Annotated in this window: 15 protein-coding genes and 2 pseudogenes; all 17 read right to left on the bottom strand. The window is 47.4% G+C overall.

Translation table 11 applies throughout. From position 1 onward, the window contains the following. Nucleotides 1-56: 56 nt before the first annotated feature. Nucleotides 57-641, bottom strand: coding sequence for a histidine phosphatase family protein (locus G7035_RS19040; protein WP_019687856.1), 585 nt, complete (start codon nt 639-641; stop codon nt 57-59). Between the two features lie 67 nt (nt 642-708). Continuing rightward, the gene (locus tag G7035_RS27460; RefSeq protein ID WP_230877794.1) at nt 709-852 is read right to left on the bottom strand and encodes a hypothetical protein; all 144 of its coding nucleotides are present in this window, start codon (nt 850-852) and stop codon (nt 709-711) included. After that, nucleotides 849-1334 (bottom strand): hypothetical protein, encoded by a 486-nt coding sequence (locus G7035_RS19035; protein WP_230877321.1) that lies wholly within the window; start codon nt 1332-1334, stop codon nt 849-851. The genes G7035_RS27460 and G7035_RS19035 overlap by 4 nt, the downstream gene beginning before the upstream one ends. Then, nucleotides 1331-1927, bottom strand: coding sequence for an RNA polymerase sigma factor (locus tag G7035_RS19030; RefSeq protein WP_013310707.1), 597 nt, complete (start codon nt 1925-1927; stop codon nt 1331-1333). Before G7035_RS19030 ends, G7035_RS19035 begins: the two co-directional genes overlap by 4 nt. 844 nt (nt 1928-2771) lie before the next feature. Continuing rightward, a pseudogene (locus tag G7035_RS19025) lies at nt 2772-3859 on the bottom strand (prephenate dehydrogenase). A gap of 26 nt (nt 3860-3885) precedes the next feature. Next, on the bottom strand, nt 3886-4989 hold the full coding sequence (gene hisC, locus G7035_RS19020; RefSeq protein ID WP_019687858.1) for a histidinol-phosphate transaminase: 1104 nt from the start codon (nt 4987-4989) through the stop codon (nt 3886-3888). Nucleotides 4990-5046: 57 nt separating this feature from the next. Continuing rightward, on the bottom strand, nt 5047-5853 hold the full coding sequence (trpA, locus tag G7035_RS19015) for a tryptophan synthase subunit alpha (protein WP_016822199.1): 807 nt from the start codon (nt 5851-5853) through the stop codon (nt 5047-5049). Beyond that, nucleotides 5850-7046 carry a tryptophan synthase subunit beta gene (gene trpB / locus G7035_RS19010; RefSeq protein WP_019687859.1) on the bottom strand — a complete coding sequence of 399 codons (1197 nt, stop codon included), beginning with the start codon at nt 7044-7046 and terminating at the stop codon, nt 5850-5852. Before trpB ends, trpA begins: the two co-directional genes overlap by 4 nt. Continuing rightward, a complete protein-coding gene (locus G7035_RS19005; protein WP_019687860.1) occupies nt 7043-7729 on the bottom strand; it encodes a phosphoribosylanthranilate isomerase in 687 nt (228 codons plus the stop codon). Before G7035_RS19005 ends, trpB begins: the two co-directional genes overlap by 4 nt. Then, nucleotides 7726-8520 carry an indole-3-glycerol phosphate synthase TrpC gene (trpC, locus tag G7035_RS19000; protein ID WP_019687861.1) on the bottom strand — a complete coding sequence of 265 codons (795 nt, stop codon included), beginning with the start codon at nt 8518-8520 and terminating at the stop codon, nt 7726-7728. The genes G7035_RS19005 and trpC overlap by 4 nt, the downstream gene beginning before the upstream one ends. Next, a complete protein-coding gene (trpD, locus tag G7035_RS18995) occupies nt 8510-9556 on the bottom strand; it encodes an anthranilate phosphoribosyltransferase (RefSeq protein WP_019687862.1) in 1047 nt (348 codons plus the stop codon). Before trpD ends, trpC begins: the two co-directional genes overlap by 11 nt. A gap of 34 nt (nt 9557-9590) precedes the next feature. Then, a pseudogene (trpE, locus tag G7035_RS18990) lies at nt 9591-11140 on the bottom strand (anthranilate synthase component I). A gap of 383 nt (nt 11141-11523) precedes the next feature. Further along, nucleotides 11524-11898 (bottom strand): chorismate mutase, encoded by a 375-nt coding sequence (gene aroH, locus G7035_RS18985; RefSeq protein ID WP_016822205.1) that lies wholly within the window; start codon nt 11896-11898, stop codon nt 11524-11526. Between the two features lie 2 nt (nt 11899-11900). Beyond that, nucleotides 11901-12995, bottom strand: coding sequence for a 3-dehydroquinate synthase (gene aroB / locus G7035_RS18980; RefSeq protein ID WP_019687863.1), 1095 nt, complete (start codon nt 12993-12995; stop codon nt 11901-11903). Between the two features lies 1 nt (nt 12996). After that, the gene (gene aroC / locus G7035_RS18975; RefSeq protein ID WP_019687864.1) at nt 12997-14166 is read right to left on the bottom strand and encodes a chorismate synthase; all 1170 of its coding nucleotides are present in this window, start codon (nt 14164-14166) and stop codon (nt 12997-12999) included. A 231-nt stretch (nt 14167-14397) separates the two neighbouring features. Then, on the bottom strand, nt 14398-15198 hold the full coding sequence (locus G7035_RS18970; RefSeq protein ID WP_013371673.1) for a CheR family methyltransferase: 801 nt from the start codon (nt 15196-15198) through the stop codon (nt 14398-14400). 30 nt (nt 15199-15228) lie between these two features. Then, complete coding sequence (ndk, locus tag G7035_RS18965; RefSeq protein ID WP_013371674.1) at nt 15229-15672, bottom strand: nucleoside-diphosphate kinase; 444 nt, start codon at nt 15670-15672, stop codon at nt 15229-15231. Nucleotides 15673-15684: the final 12 nt, after the last annotated feature.

The following is a 15684-nucleotide window of genomic DNA, read 5'->3' as shown; positions in this document are numbered from 1 at the left end:
CCACGACTCTACGATGAGTAGAAGCCGTGGTCTTTCACAAAGCATTGGAGTTGCAGTCACTTTTTCTCTTGCAAATGCTTCGTGCAATTATATAAAAGCGGTTCCCAGTCCGCATCCTCACGCTGGAGTACACTTAGTGACAAATTGCCAATTCGTTCTGTAAATTTTTCCTGATACAGAGCCTTATACAAATTAGCCAAAAAACCGCCGTGGGAAACGATCAACAGATTCTTGTCCCGATTTTCCGTCCAAAGAGCCTCCATAAAAGCTAGCGCACGAAGCTGAAGATCTGCATCGCTTTCCTGCCCTAAATCCAGCAGATGCCAGTCAACTCCCCACTTCTCTTCACGTTCGGCCTGTGTCATCCCCTCGACCTGACCATAAGCACGTTCTCTTAGTCGATCATCAGGTTCCAGCAATGGCAAATGCAGGTCAGAGGCAATAATATCCCCCGTCTCTTTCGCTCTGGAGAGACTACTTGTAATAAGCCCGTCCCATTGATAAGGCTCTTCCTTCAATCGTTCTGCCAGCAAGCGTGCCTGCCGACGCCCTTCCTCATTCAACGGAATATCACTGTGCCCCTGGATTTTACCTACCGCATTCCAATCCGTCAATCCATGTCTGATCAAGCCAATAAGCATTGTGTCAGTCCTCCGCTGTTGTGTTATTCAGGCATATAATGAATTTTATATGGAGCCCATCTGCCAGCTAATTTCTAACTCTTCTCGTCCGATGGATCCAGCCCAGAGAAAATAAAGCAAGCGCAAGTGCCAATACAGACAACAACATCCAGTATTGCGGGTAAGTAGGAACAATGCTTGCAACCAGCGGATCCATAATGCCACTATTCACATCTTTAATGTGGTATTGATACTGTGGAGATGTACTTGTAGTTTCCAGCAGGCCTGTCGGTAAAATACCCGTGTCCATGACAGGAGCCGCTTGGGGGGATTTTCCTGAGAGGAGCTTCCATTCCAGTTCAAAAACAAAAAGCTGCACAAAAATACGGCCAAGAAGCCGGCGATCCATACAGACATATACTTACGGGCTGCTGGGTTCACACGCGCACGTCGATGCTCGCCCGGAACAAGCCACGGTGATTCTTCATAAATTCGATCCATGACTCTACGATTCATTGCCTCTAGCTTATCATCTGTTATTTCAAAGGAAATATCACGAATAGCCGATCGACTTTCTTTTGACAAATTCCAATCATTCTCTTCCGAACCATGCTCCCACCCGGCAGACGAGCTTTTGGCCCGTCTGCGCTCCGAGTCTTGTTTCGATACATTTTTGCCTGTAGCGAACAAATCCTCAGCGTCCCTGGATTTCATTGGCTGCTCATCCCTTCGTTTTCCTCATAGAGAGGCTCAAAAAAATAAGGCTCCAACTGCGTCTTCACACTGGTTCTTGCCCGGAAAAGCAATGACTTCACCGCACTGACCGTCTGTCCTAAAATAGTCGCAATCTCCTGATAATCTAATTGCTCATATTCACGCAAAATCAGCGCAGATCGCTGCTTCTCAGGCAATCTGTTGATTGCTTCACGAACCATCTCTACCTTCTCACCGCGAAGAACAGCCTGCTCCGGAATTACATCCGATGGAGCTACCGGTACATAACCGCTCTCTTCCAATGGAACCTGACCACTACGGTGCTTGCGAAGCTCACTTAGCACCGTATTGCGTGCAATTGTATATAGCCAAGTGGAGAACGATGCATCTACCTCGCGAAAAGAATGCAGGCTCCGATACGCTTTATAAAACGTCTCCGAGCATAAGTCCTCAGCAATCATTTCCAGGTTCGAACTTTTCAGCATATGATAAACAAAAGCTAAAATTTTACGTTGGTGCCGCCTCATTAATTCTGAATAAACCTCAACATTACCTTGTTTGATTTCCTGAATCATCTGGGAATCTGTCATCATCCGAGTGAGACCCTCCTCGCCCATACATGTGCTGTTTTCCCGTCCGATTCTGTCTATATATACCGAACAGGCCAAAAAAAGTTGCGCCCTCTGCGCAAATGGATGAAACAGCATCATGGAACATTTGTTATTTTCTTACCCTATGTAGTGCCAACATTAACGGTGCTATCCCCAACAATATTCAATATCCAAAATGGACTTACCCATTGTACCACAAAATGGCCGCCAGTAAAAAAGTCCAAAATCCCCACGATTTCCATCAAAGGCTCCCTAACGCTGGCAGCTAATTCATTTAAACCGCTTTTCAATGGATTTTAAGTTTATTCAAGATAAATGACAAATCCAATTAAAGTGTTTCATTTAGAGCACCAATAAGGATAATTAAACAAAAAGAAAACGCTTTAAAAAAATATTGACAAAATGAAAACGTATACATATAATAAAAGTACAGTATGGTTTCTCTCCACTCCTATCCTACTCAGCTACTTTACTAAAAGTAGCTACCACCCGGGGCTTTACCCGGGTGGTCTTTTTTTCTTTATTAATAAGTTGTAAAGGACCATTCCATCGACTCTTCAAATAACAAAAAAGCGGGAAGAGAACCTTAGCCCGCTTTAAATCTTTTCTTACTACTTCACTCCAGAAAGTATGATGCTTTTAAGGCGGTCCGTAGCGGAGCGATTCATTTGAATCTGGAGAAGCGTAGCGCTCGCCTTTGCAGGGGGATTCTTTCCTTTAAAGATTTCAAATCGTCCAAAGAATCCCCCTGCAACAGCGATCGTAAGATCAAATGAATCGCGGAGCGGAGTATCTCCTTAACAAACACACATACTTTCTTCACCCTTTATACCACCACTTTATAGCCCATCGAATCCAGTAAGGTTTTGGCACGCTCCCAGTCCTGCTCTTGACGGAAGGAAAGCCTCATGATGCCAGGAACATCCTCCCGACTTTCAATGATTCGCATATTGCTCAGATTAATGCTGTGATTTCCTAGTTCCATTGCAATTCTTCCGATAATCCCTGGGGTATCCGGTACATCAATATACAGATCAAACGTAGAGACAATAACTCCTTTACGACGCTCTGGCAGTTCACTGCGGAAATGCCCTGCTGTCAAAAATTCGTCAGCAATTCCCTCTCCGTCTTGTGTTCTCAGCAAGTGAGTAAAACGCTCAATCTGCCCATTCCATTCTTCCAACAGGCCCAGTAAAACATCACGATTACTCAGCAAAATGTCCCGCCACACAACCGGATCACTAGAGGCTATCCGTGTAATATCACGAAACCCACCAGCAGCCAATGTACGGTACAACGGATTTTCATCATTGTGCTTTCGTACCTGATTCACCAGCGCTGCTGCAATAATATGTGGAAGATGGCTAATCGCACCGACAATATCGTCATGCATATCAGGTTGGACACGCACAACATGAGCACCGGTATATTTCAACAAACGCTCCAGCGAGCTGTAAGCTTCCTCAGGCACACCCTCTGCAGGGGAAAGCACATAATATGCATTTTCAAACAACAACGCAGAAGCGGCCTTGACACCGGAACGCTCCGAGCCAGCCATCGGATGACCCCGATAAAGTAAGCATTGTGCAAAGATATTTCTGATGCCTTTTTGGCAATCGCCGATTTCGTGCTACCTACGTCGGTAATAATACACCCCGCTTTAAGCGGTAACTTGCTTAACAATTCGAGATAATGCTCCAGTAAACCAACCGGTACGCATAAAAAAATAAAATCGGCATCCTTGACCGCCTCTTCAACCGAAAGAGTCGCGGTGTCCACGACACCACGGCTTAGCATCGGTTCTATCAGTTCAGGAAGATGAGCATGACCGACCACAGTAATATCCGGCTTCCCTCTAAAACAAAGTGCGAGGGACCCGCCAATCAGTCCCACGCCGAAAATGGCAATCTTCATCTATTATCAAATCCCATCTGCGGAAATTATAGGCGTACTTTCGCCGCTTCCGCCCCCAGGACCTGTTCCAGCACACGAATAAACAACTCATTTTGCGGCTGTGATCCAACCGACACCCTAATATATGTCGGATATTTGTGATGACCTGCGCGAATAATCACACCTTTACGAAGCAACTCCTGAAATACCTCACCGGATGGACGACGTACATCCAGCATAATAAAATTACCATGTGCGGGGAAAGACTCCAGGCCCAGACGCTTCAGCTCATTTTGCAAATAAGCTCTACCCTCTGCATTACGATCCCGACATTCTTGAACAAATTCCTGATCTTCCAAGGCAGCAATGGCCGCAGCCTGTGCAACCCGTGAAGTATTAAACGGCTCACGAACCTGATTGATCAAGCGAATGGTTGCCTCGGCTCCCATACCATATCCGATACGTAGCGAAGCCAGACCATAGATTTTGGAGAAGGTACGCAGTACAACCAAATTTTCATAAGCTGACAACAAGCGAATGCCGTCTGGATACGAACGATCTATTACAAACTCAGCGTAGGCTTCATCCAGCACCACCATGATATGCTTTGGCACTTGGTTCAGAAACGCAATCAGCTCAGCTTCGGGTACAATCGTTCCCGTCGGATTATTTGGATTACAGATCCAAATAATTTTTGTACGGTCATTGATATGAGACAGCATGGCATCCAAATCATGTACACCGTCACGCAAAGGCACCTCAACTGCAACTGCTCCCTCAATTTCCACGTTACTTTTATAGACGGAAAATGTCTGATCAGCCATGATACTTTCTTCCCCTGGAAGAAGGAATGCACGCGTAATCAACGCAATAATTTCGTCAGAGCCACAGCCATAGATAAATTGTTCTTCTTTTAATCCCGTCCGTTTAGCTAGTGCCTGTGTCAGAGCAACTGCACTTCCGTCAGGATATACACTGATGTTAGCAAACTCCTGCTGAATGGCCTGCAACACTTTGGGAGAGCTGCCATACGGATTCTCGTTTGAGGCGAGCTTGATTACTTCATCGAGTCCCAGCTCACGTTTCACATCCTCAATCGGTTTACCGGGCTGATATACTGGCAAATGTACAATATGCGGTTTAGGTTGCATGCCCCTTCCTCCTCTATCCAATCAGAACTAAATTAAATATTTTATATTTGACACCCATTACTGCTTTAATTGTGCCACAAAATCGCGAATTTGCAAAAGCCCTTCTTCTCTGCGTGCAGAATCCTCCAGCAATGGAATGGCTTCCTCCACCTGTCGCACAATGGCACTGCCAACCACAACTCCATCGCAAATGTCTGAAAACCGGACAACCTGCTCACGATTTGAAATACCAAAGCCTATCGCCACCGGAACATCCGTATGCCGTTTGACCTGCGCGATAAAGCCCTCTATACCTTCAAAAAAAGAAGCTCTTTCTCCGGTTACACCCAGCGAAGATACACAGTACACAAATCCTCGGGCCTGACGGGCAATTCGTTCGATCCGTTGTTCAGACGTTGGGGCTACCAGCGGAATCAGATGCACACCTACCTCTGCTGCCCGTCCTCCCAGTTCCTCTGCTTCTTCAAGCGGAAGATCCGGAATAATCAGACCACTGATACCGTGCTCCTGCAAGCCTGCAAAGAAAGCATCCATCCCCATCTGCAATACAGGATTATAATACGTGAACAGAATAAAAGGCAGGCTTGAACCTGCCGCCCTAGCCAGAGACGCTGTCTCCATACAGGTGCGGATTGAAATTTGCCGTTTCAGTGCACGTTCAGACGCACGCTGAATCACAGGGCCGTCAGCCAACGGGTCCGAATAAGGTACGCCTAGTTCCAATATATCGGCTCCGGCTGACTCTAACTGCCGAATGATCTCTATCGTGGTATCCACATCCGGGTCGCCTACCGTCAGAAAAGGAATTAATGCCGTTTTGCCTTCATGTTTAAGGCGTTCAAACGCCTGATCAATTAAATTCATGACGGATTTCCCCCTAAATACTTGATAATGGAGTCCACATCTTTATCCCCGCGCCCAGACAAACAAATAACGATAATATCATCTGAAGTCAACGTAGGTGCCAGCTTGGCGACCTGTGCAACGGCATGTGCCGACTCTAATGCAGGCAGTATTCCTTCGGTACGGCAAAGGAGCTGAAGTGCATCCAGCGCTTCCTGATCAGTAATCGGGACATATTTGGCCCGCTCAATATCTTTTAGGTATGAATGCTCCGGTCCAACACCTGGATAATCCAGTCCAGCCGAGATGGAATGCGCAGGCTGCACTTGTCCGTACTCATCCTGAAGTAGATAACTCATAGAGCCTTGGAAGACCCCTTGTGTTCCCTTGCTCATGGTAGCTGCATGGAATTCCGTCTCGACGCCTTTACCAGCAGCCTCCACGCCAATCAAAGCAACACCTTGATCCTCTATGAAAGGATAAAACATACCGATAGCATTGCTTCCGCCACCGATCGCTGCCACAACAACATCCGGAAGTCTGCCTTCCTTCTCCAAGATCTGACGGCGTGTTTCATCGCCTATCACACGCTGGAAATCCCGTACCATCATCGGATACGGATGCGGACCGACAGCCGAACCCAAAATATAGAACGTGTCATGAACATGGCTCACCCAATAACGTAAAGCTTCATTCCCGGCATCCTTAAGTGTACGTGTACCCGATGTCACCGGAATCACTTCCGCACCCAAAAGCTGCATCCGAAATACGTTCAACTGCTGGCGAACCGTATCCTCTTCGCCCATAAACACTTTGCATTCCAATCCGAGCAATGCAGCTACGGTAGCCGTTGCGACACCATGCTGTCCTGCACCTGTTTCGGCAATGACCTTCTGTTTTCCCATACGCTTCGCCAGCAATCCCTGGGCCAATGCATTATTAATTTTGTGGGCGCCAGTATGGTTTAAATCTTCGCGCTTCAAGTAAATTTTTGCCCCGCCCAGATGTTGGCTCAGACGCTCCGCATGATAAAGCGGAGTTTCCCGACCCGAATAGTCTTTTAGAAGTCCGTTCAACTCTGCTTTAAATTCAGGATCATCCGCGTATTTTCGGTAGGATTCCTCCAATTCAATCAGTGCGTTCATCAACGTTTCCGGTACAAAACGTCCGCCAAATGTTCCAAAACGTCCGTTGTTATCAGGTAATTGTGTCATGCCTGCTTCACCCTTTCTACGAATGCTGTGATTTTTGCAATGTCCTTGACTCCGTTCGTCTCTACACCGCTGGAAACATCCAGCCCGTCGGGATGATACTCGCTAATCAGCTTTTCTGCGTTATCGGCAGTCAGCCCCCCAGCTACAAACAGAGGGATTCCGTGTTGATGAGTCCAAGCCTGATAGGCGGGAATTCGATCCCACGCAAACGTTTTTCCAGAACCGCCGCCATACAGGGGATCGTATGTATCCAGCAGTAAAGCATCAATTGTTCCGACATAAGCCTCTAATTCGTCTGCTCGGTGTTCGGTCTTCCCCTGATCTGTCTGCCCTTGGCTGTCCACAGACCAAGCCTTGAATATCTGTATGCCAAAACGTTCCTTAAGCTCCCGACAGCGCTGTGGACTTTCCTGTCCATGCAACTGAATGACATCCAATGGTGCTTTCTCCATCACATCGTTTAACAGTGCATCGTCAGGGTTCACAAATACGCCCACGCTGCGCGGTCTGCTGCCCGAGGCCCATTCATCCAATACGCGAAGCAACTCTCCAGCATGTGCGCCGTCAATCCGGCGCTTGCTGTCAGCAAACACAAAACCTATATAATCGACCGGTAAGTTTACCATAGATTTTAGCACTTCAACGCTTTGAAGTCCACAAATTTTTACGCCCGTTTTGTTCATGCTTTAACCCCGTCCATCAATTCGACTACAGCCTGTCCTACATCTTCCTTACGCATCAGATGCTCCCCTACCAGAATGCCGTGCGCACCTACCGAATGCAGATACTTAACATCTTCCGGTCCTGCAATGCCGCTTTCGCTGATGAATGTAACCCCTTTTGGGATCAGTGAGATCAGCTCCTCTGTCGTCTGGAGACGGGTCTCAAATGTCCGAAGATTGCGATTGTTCACACCAACTAAGGTCGCTGTACCCAGATCCAGCACTGCTTTAAGTTCCTCACTGTCATGCACCTCTACCAACGCATCCAGCCCAAGATCCTTGGCGATTTGCAAGAATGACCCTAAAACATGGGGTTCCAATATCGCGGCAATCAACAGTACCGCATCCGCTCCCAATAGACGAGCTTCATAGATTTGCCGTTCATCAATGATAAAATCTTTTCGCAGCAGCGGAATTTTCACTTGATCGCGAATTTGCTGTAAATATTCAGGACTCCCCTGAAAATACGTAACATCTGTCAGTACAGAAATGCAATCGGCTCCTGCTCCCTCATATGCACACGCAATATCCACCGGATGGAAATTGGGTCGAATCAACCCTTTGGACGGAGAAGCCTTCTTTACTTCAGCAATCAGCCCGAGCGGACGGTTGCGTCCGCTGGCGATCGCATTTTCAAATCCTCTCGTCACAGGTAAATCTGCAATTAAGCGTTCGGCTTTATTAATCTCAAAATGCTGCTTAAGCTGCTCCACTTCTTGTCGCTTCGTCACCACAATTTTATCAAGATACATATTGATATTCCCCCGTTGCTTGTATTAATTGATCCAGCTTGGAAAGTGCCAGTCCAGAGTCGATGGCTTCTGCTGCTCGCGCTACTCCGTCTGTCAAGGTAGCTGCTGCGCCTGAGACATAAATACATGCTCCTGCGTTCGCTAACACAACATCACGATAGGCTCCATGCTCTCCGTTCAAAATTCGTCGTATGATATCTGCGTTAACCTGTGCATCGCCGCCTAACACCTGATCTAGAGAATGTGTCTGCAAACCCAGATCGGACGGATGAAGCTCGAACGTGTGAACCTTGCCGTCCTTGAGCTCAGATACTCGCGTCGCAGCCGAAATACTAATCTCATCTAGTCCATCCAAACTGCTGACAACCATGGCTCGTTTGGAGCCGAGCTGGTTCAATACCTCGGCAATCACTTCCGTTTTGCCGGCATCATAAATGCCCAACAGCTGTCGATCCGCACCAGCCGGATTCGTCAATGGACCGAGCATATTGAATACTGTCCGCACACCTAGCTCACGGCGCGGCGCGGCGGCATGCTTCATAGACGGATGATACAGCTGTGCGAATAAAAAGCAAATGCCAATGCGGTCCAGACACGATCGCGCCTGATCACTTGTCAAATGAATGTTGACTCCGAGTGCCTCCAGGACATCAGCGCTTCCGGCACGGCCACTTGCAGACCGGTTGCCATGCTTTGCTACCCGTACGGAAACCGAAGCCGCGATAATAGCAGATATCGTGGAAATATTAAACTTGTGAATACCCGAACCCCCGGTGCCGCATGTATCCAGTAGACGACTGTTCCCTTCTCCAGCTTGCACTGGACTAGCGTAATTGCGCATTGCTTCGGCAAAACCGGTGATTTCATCTACCGTCTCTCCCTTGAGGCGAAGAGCCGTCAGGAGCCCGCCGATTTGCGCCTGTGTAGCACTCCCACTCATAATCTGTTCCATCACGCTACGGGCCTCCGTACGCGAAAGATGCTGTCCCTCAATGATCCGGCTTAACCCTACTTGCATCATGTCATGTCGTTCCATTGTCGTCTCCTCCTCAGAATCAGATTTTTGTGTGTTACGGAGTGTACAAATAATCTTGGTTGATGACGCTGTTGTAAGGCTGTGTCGTTGCTGGGAACATCGCTTCCGCCGTGCGGATTGCTTTCAGCAGTGCCTTTGCTTTGTTCACCGTCTCCTGATACTCGCTTTCCGGTACGGAGTCCCACACAATTCCAGCCCCTGCCTGGACATAGGCCCGGTTCTTTTTAAACACAATTGTGCGAATCGTAATGCAAGCATCCATATTGCCTGAGAAGCCCAAATATCCAATTGCTCCTGCATAGGTTCCGCGTGCTTCCCGCTCCAGCTCAGCAATAATCTCCATCGCCCGTAGCTTTGGAGCTCCGGATACGGTGCCGGCCGGCAGGCAAGACAGGAAAGCATCGAAGAAATCTTTGTCCTCACGCAGTTCGCCCGACACATTCGATACAATGTGCATCACGTGGGAATAGCGTTCAATCTCCATGAATGTATCGCATTTTACGGTGCCAAACTGGGATACACGTCCCAGATCATTTCTTCCCAGATCTACCAACATCAGATGCTCTGCACGTTCTTTTTCATCCTTCAACAATTCTTCAGCAAGCGCCGCATCTTCGGTTTCCGTTACGCCACGCGGTCTCGTTCCTGCAATCGGTCGGGTCTCTACACGGCCGTTTTCCACCTTGACGAGTGCCTCCGGCGAAGTGCCTACGATGATCTCGTCATCCATTTTCAGATAATACATATATGGCGACGGGTTCATCGTGCGCAGCACGCGGTATACCTGTAGTGGAGAGGCCTCTGTATCGATGTGAAAACGCTGGGACAGTACAACCTGAAAAATATCACCGGAGCGGATATACTCCTTTGCCTGCTCCACGTTTGATATAAATTGTTCCTTTGTCACATTGGATTGGATCTCACCCAGTTCCACATCATCAGGAATGGAGGCAGAGCCTAATCGCTCCGGTGGGGACTGCTTGCGCAGATACTGCGCCGTGTTCTCCAACTTGCGTTCCACATCTGCATAAGCAGCACGAATGTCCTCCTCGCGGAACCCTTCACCTATATGAACATTGCCAACCAGCAAAATTTGCTGTTTCACATGATCAAAGACAATGACTTGATCGCAAAACATAAAACGAATATCATCCATATTCAAATCATCTACCGAGTGCTCTGGCAGCTTTTCGTAGTATTGAAGCAGGTCATATCCAAAAATCCGATAGCCCCGCCTGTAAATGGAGGCATGTCTTTCAGTTTCGGACTACGGTATTTACGAAGTAATGCTTTGAGCGCTTCAATCGGCTTGTCGCTTAATATTTGCCGTTTACCGTGTTGTTCCAAAATCAATCGACCTTTTTTACCTGAGACCATCAGAAATGGGTCTGTTCCGATGAAGGAATGTCGCGCCCACTGCTCGCCTCCCTCTACACTCTCCAGCAGAAAGGCACGGTCCCGCTCAGCATACCGACGGAAAATCCGAATCGGCGTCTCCATATCAGCCAGCACTTTTTTGTACACAGGAATCAGGTTAAATTCATTCGCCATCGCTATCACTTGCTCCACATGCGGCGTTAACATGAGATCACTTCCTTTCCAAATTGGCGCAGAACCCAATGGAGAGAATAAAAAAGCCTCTACCCGTAAGGTAGAGGCTGTCAGTTATTGAAATTATAAGAATGCTCCATATGTAAAATGATCACAGCAAATAGAAAAGCATACACTTATCCCTTTTGCATAACCGCGCAGGTTACCCCAAATAAGCTTCTCTATAGAAGAAGGTCTCTTCATGGACAAAAGCTTACCCGCTACCGCTGGTCTCTGTAATCTCATATGGAATTGGCTAGACTACACTCTTCTCATCTCAACTCTGCTCTGGCTAACTCTACTCTACTCAACTCTGCTACACACACTATATCTCATGGAATGTTACTTTGGCAACCATCAACTTAAAAAATGGACGATTATTTCCCTTGGGAAGCCAGATCCGGTCTTAGCATCTGTGCTCCGTTCAAATATACATGTTTCATTTCACGCTGAGATTTATCGGTATTCACCTGTACCATCAAACGGATGCACTTGGGCAAGCTACCAGCCACAGGAATTTCTAATGCACACATGAGCGGAACCATGTCCCAGCCGTCAAGCTGACGGATGGCCATGGCTGGAAAGGCAGCATCCAGGTCATGGGTCACCGTTATCCATACATTACTAATATCCTCTGGCTGAATTTCATTGTAGGATACAATTTCCTCCAGTAGTTGGCTTGTTGCTTCCAAAATTTCGTTTGCTTCATTATTCGTCACGGTCGTCGCGCCACGAATTCCACGATTGTACATCGTTACGCCTCCTCTTTTAACTGTTCAATGACTTCCCGGATGTAAGAGACGGAAATATCCTTCACAACCTCCACACGCCCAATACTGCGTGGGACAACGAAAGTAATGCTGCCTTCTTTGAATTTTTTGTCATGCATCATCGCTTCGAGCAATCGATCTGTATCGAGATGTGACGGAAGAGAAGTCGGTAAGCGCAGCGATGACAGCATTTCCTTCGTTTCGTTTACCAAAGAAGGATCTGCCCCCAGCTTCACACCCAGTAGTGCCGAGCCAACCATACCAATAGAAATGGCTTCCCCGTGTAAAAACTCACCATACCCCGCAATCGCTTCAATCGCATGCCCAATCGTATGGCCTAAGTTTAAAATAGCGCGCAAATCATTTTCTCGTTCATCGCGTGATACAACTTCGGCTTTAATGGAGCATCCCTTCTCCAGCCCGTACTCCAGTGCCGTCGCATCCAGTCCGAGCAAATCCGTCGAATGTTCACGGCACCACTGAGCAAAATCAGCATCCCAGATCAAGCCATGCTTGATCATTTCAGCAAGCCCCGCAGATACCTCGCGAGAAGGTAATGTTGACAACGTATCTACGTCATACAGTACGAGTTCCGGTTGGTGAAAGGCTCCTATCATATTTTTCGCCAAAGGATGATTGATGCCGACCTTACCACCCACGCTGCTGTCATGGGCAAGGATAGTAGTTGGAACCTGTACGAACTTGATGCCTCTCATATAAGATGCCGCCACAAATCCAGCCAAATCACCCACCACACCACCACCAAGAGCGATAACAGCTGAATTGCGATCCAAACCGCCCTCAATGGCTGCTGTTATGACCTGCTCAAATACAGCAAGCGACTTGGATGTTTCACCTGGCTTAACGACAAATGATACCGTTCTGTATCCCGCCTCTTGAAGATTGCTTTCCACTGTTGCCAAGTAGAATCCCGCTACATTTTCGTCTGAAACAATCAATAATGGGCTTTTTTGTGCAATTCCTCGTTCCTTCAACGACTCTCCGGCTTGATGCAACAACCCACGTCCGATAAGAATAGGATAAGAACGTTCGCCAAGCTGTACCGTCAGCGTACTCATCTTAGTATTGCTCCAGTTGTTGTTCATAGGATGCAATATTCGCACGGATTTCTTCAATTGAATCCCCGCCGAATTTCTCTAGTAAAGCTTTGGCTATCTCCCAAGCTACCACATGCTCCATGACTACGCTTGCCGCTGGTACCGCACATGCATCCGAACGCTCAACCTGTGCAGTGAACGCTTCTTTCGTATCAATGTCAACGCTTTGCAGCGGCTTATAAAGTGTGGGAATTGGCTTCATAACACCACGAACCACCACTGGCATTCCGTTGGTCATGCCACCCTCAAAACCACCCAAACGATTCGTACGACGGTGATATCCACGTTCCTCATCATATAAAATCTCGTCATGCACCTGTGAACCGCGCAATTCTCCTGCTTCAAACCCAATGCCGATTTCCACACCTTTAAATGCATTGATCGACATGACGCCTTGTGCGATACGTGCATCCAACTTCCGATCATACTGTACATGACTGCCCAGACCAATCGGAACACCTTCCACGATACATTCCACTACACCACCGACGGAGTCACCTTCTTGCTTGATCAGGTCAATGTAGGCTTCCATTTTCTTCTCCGTTTCTGGATCGGTTACTCTTACCGAAGAAGCTTCTGTTACGGCAATCAGTTCATCAATCGGCAAATCGCGATAAGGAGCTTCGATTTCACCAATGCGGATGACCTGACCTGCCACCTTGATCCCGAACTCAGCCAGCAATTGACGAGCCAACCCGCCACATGCCACACGAATTGCTGTTTCCCGTGCACTGGAGCGTTCCAACACGTTACGAAGATCCTTCAGGTTGTATTTCATTCCGCCATTCAAATCCGCATGACCCGGACGCGGCCGATGAACCCGACGCTTTTCTTCATCACTGCCTTCAATAGGCTCAATATTCATAATATTCTGCCAGTGCTTCCAATCGTTATTTTCCACAACTAGTGCAATTGGTGCACCTGTGGTATATCCGTGACGTACGCCACCAGCAATCTTCGCCGTATCTTTTTCAATCTGCATACGCCGCCCCCGTCCATATCCTTTCTGACGACGGTGCAACTGAAAATTCAATTCCTCAAAATCCAATTTTAAATTACTCGGCATACCCTCTACAATGGCAGTTAGCTGGGGACCATGCGTTTCCCCCGCGGTTAAATAACGTAAACTCATGACGCGTTCCCCCTTTAAACTGTTAAACTGTGCATCGCTAAAATCTTTAACTGTGCTTCATTATAGTATACGCACCTTTCTTTGACAAGAAAAGCCACGTCTGAGGCAGATAAACAAAAAACACGTCCCTCAGCCAGAAGAGCTAAAGGACGTGCACTGTTGATAAGCCAGCCATCCATTACTTAAGAATAGAAATAAGTTCCTACGAAACGATGGATGATATGTACAGGCTTATGCTTTTTTGCGATAAAAAAAGGTTTCAGTCGATTCCAGCCCATATTGGTTAGGAGAAAAGATTTGCTCGGTACTGCCGACAAATAAAACACCGCCGGGACGAAGGCTGGCAGCAAACTTTTGATACAACGCATGTTTGGCCTCTTCTGTAAAATAAATCATCACATTTCGACAGATAATGAGATCATACCCATCCTCAAACCGATCCAGCAGCAAGTTTTGCTTTTGAAATTTCACAGCCTGTTTTAGACGGTCATCAATCCGATACATGGCACCATCTGGTTTAAAATATTTGCTAGCTACCTGCTCAGGCACATCCTTGAGCGAACGCTCCAAATATTTACCTTCCTTGGCTTTAGCCAATGCACCATCATCAATGTCGGAAGCTGTAATAGAGCAATTCCCTAAAATTCCTTTACCGTCGAGAACCATAGCCAAGCTATAGGGCTCTTCACCAGTCGAGCAGGCCGCACTCCACAGCTTAAGCTTCTGCTTTCCCACAAGCAGCTGTGGCAAAATGATATCCCGTAGCACTTCCCACCGATTGGGATTTCGCCAAAACTCGGAAACATTGATCGTCATACGATCCAAGAATTCATAGAATAGAGGTTTTTCCTTCATCATGGCATCATAAAAAGAAACAAAACTGGGAAACCCGTTTTTGTTGCGAAGCGTCGTTAACCGCCTTTTCATCTGTGCTTCTTTGTATTGTGCAAGATCAATACCTGTGCTGTCCTTGATTTTGCGGATAAACGCTGTGTAATCGGGGTCCGTCTGACCCAGTTCCAGATCTGTCATGCTACCATCCTTCTTCATACGTAATTAAACTTACACCCAGGTCGCTACAGTTTTTTCATACCGAACCAATTCTTCCGGTGTGAAAAAATTTGCAATCTCGCGCTCTGCGCTCTCCGGTGAATCTGAACCATGAATGAGGTTAAACGGTGTATGTGCAGCAAAGTCTCCACGAATGGTGCCCGGAAGAGCCTCTGTTACTTGTGTTTTACCAATCAGCAAGCGGGAAAGCGTAACAATGTTATCCCCTTCCCAAACCATGGCAAATACAGGTCCTGATGTGATAAAGCCTACAAGCTCTTCAAAAAAAGGCTTGCCCACATGCTCCGCATAATGCCGCTCTGCTTGTTCTCTAGATACCTGCACAAGCTTGCCAGCCGCCATTTTGAAGCCCTTGTCTTCCAAACGACTGACAATACGTCCAATCAGTCCGCGTTGTACACCATCCGGTTTAACCATCAAAAACGTACGATCCATCGGCTCACTCCC

It is taken from the genome of Paenibacillus polymyxa, from assembly GCF_015710975.1.
Classification (GTDB): domain Bacteria; phylum Bacillota; class Bacilli; order Paenibacillales; family Paenibacillaceae; genus Paenibacillus; species Paenibacillus polymyxa.
Note: the sequence above shows the minus strand (reverse complement) of the source record. Positions and strands in the feature narration are given on the sequence as shown.

Bases quoted from the DNA above. Each gene is read 5' to 3' on its own strand.
- G7035_RS19040 (WP_019687856.1), bottom strand. From the start codon at position 641: ATGCTTATTGGCTTGATCAGACATGGATTGACGGATTGGAATGCGGTA.
- G7035_RS19035 (WP_230877321.1), bottom strand. From the start codon at position 1,334: ATGAAATCCAGGGACGCTGAGGATTTGTTCGCTACAGGCAAAAATGTA.
- G7035_RS19030 (WP_013310707.1), bottom strand. From the start codon at position 1,927: ATGATGACAGATTCCCAGATGATTCAGGAAATCAAACAAGGTAATGTT.
- hisC (WP_019687858.1), bottom strand. From the start codon at position 4,989: ATGCAACCTAAACCGCATATTGTACATTTGCCAGTATATCAGCCCGGT.
- trpA (WP_016822199.1), bottom strand. From the start codon at position 5,853: ATGAATTTAATTGATCAGGCGTTTGAACGCCTTAAACATGAAGGCAAA.
- trpB (WP_019687859.1), bottom strand. From the start codon at position 7,046: ATGACACAATTACCTGATAACAACGGACGTTTTGGAACATTTGGCGGA.
- G7035_RS19005 (WP_019687860.1), bottom strand. From the start codon at position 7,729: ATGAACAAAACGGGCGTAAAAATTTGTGGACTTCAAAGCGTTGAAGTG.
- trpC (WP_019687861.1), bottom strand. From the start codon at position 8,520: ATGTATCTTGATAAAATTGTGGTGACGAAGCGACAAGAAGTGGAGCAG.
- trpD (WP_019687862.1), bottom strand. From the start codon at position 9,556: ATGGAACGACATGACATGATGCAAGTAGGGTTAAGCCGGATCATTGAG.
- aroH (WP_016822205.1), bottom strand. From the start codon at position 11,898: ATGTACAATCGTGGAATTCGTGGCGCGACGACCGTGACGAATAATGAA.
- aroB (WP_019687863.1), bottom strand. From the start codon at position 12,995: ATGAGTACGCTGACGGTACAGCTTGGCGAACGTTCTTATCCTATTCTT.
- aroC (WP_019687864.1), bottom strand. From the start codon at position 14,166: ATGAGTTTACGTTATTTAACCGCGGGGGAAACGCATGGTCCCCAGCTA.
- G7035_RS18970 (WP_013371673.1), bottom strand. From the start codon at position 15,198: ATGACAGATCTGGAACTGGGTCAGACGGACCCCGATTACACAGCGTTT.
- ndk (WP_013371674.1), bottom strand. From the start codon at position 15,672: ATGGATCGTACGTTTTTGATGGTTAAACCGGATGGTGTACAACGCGGA.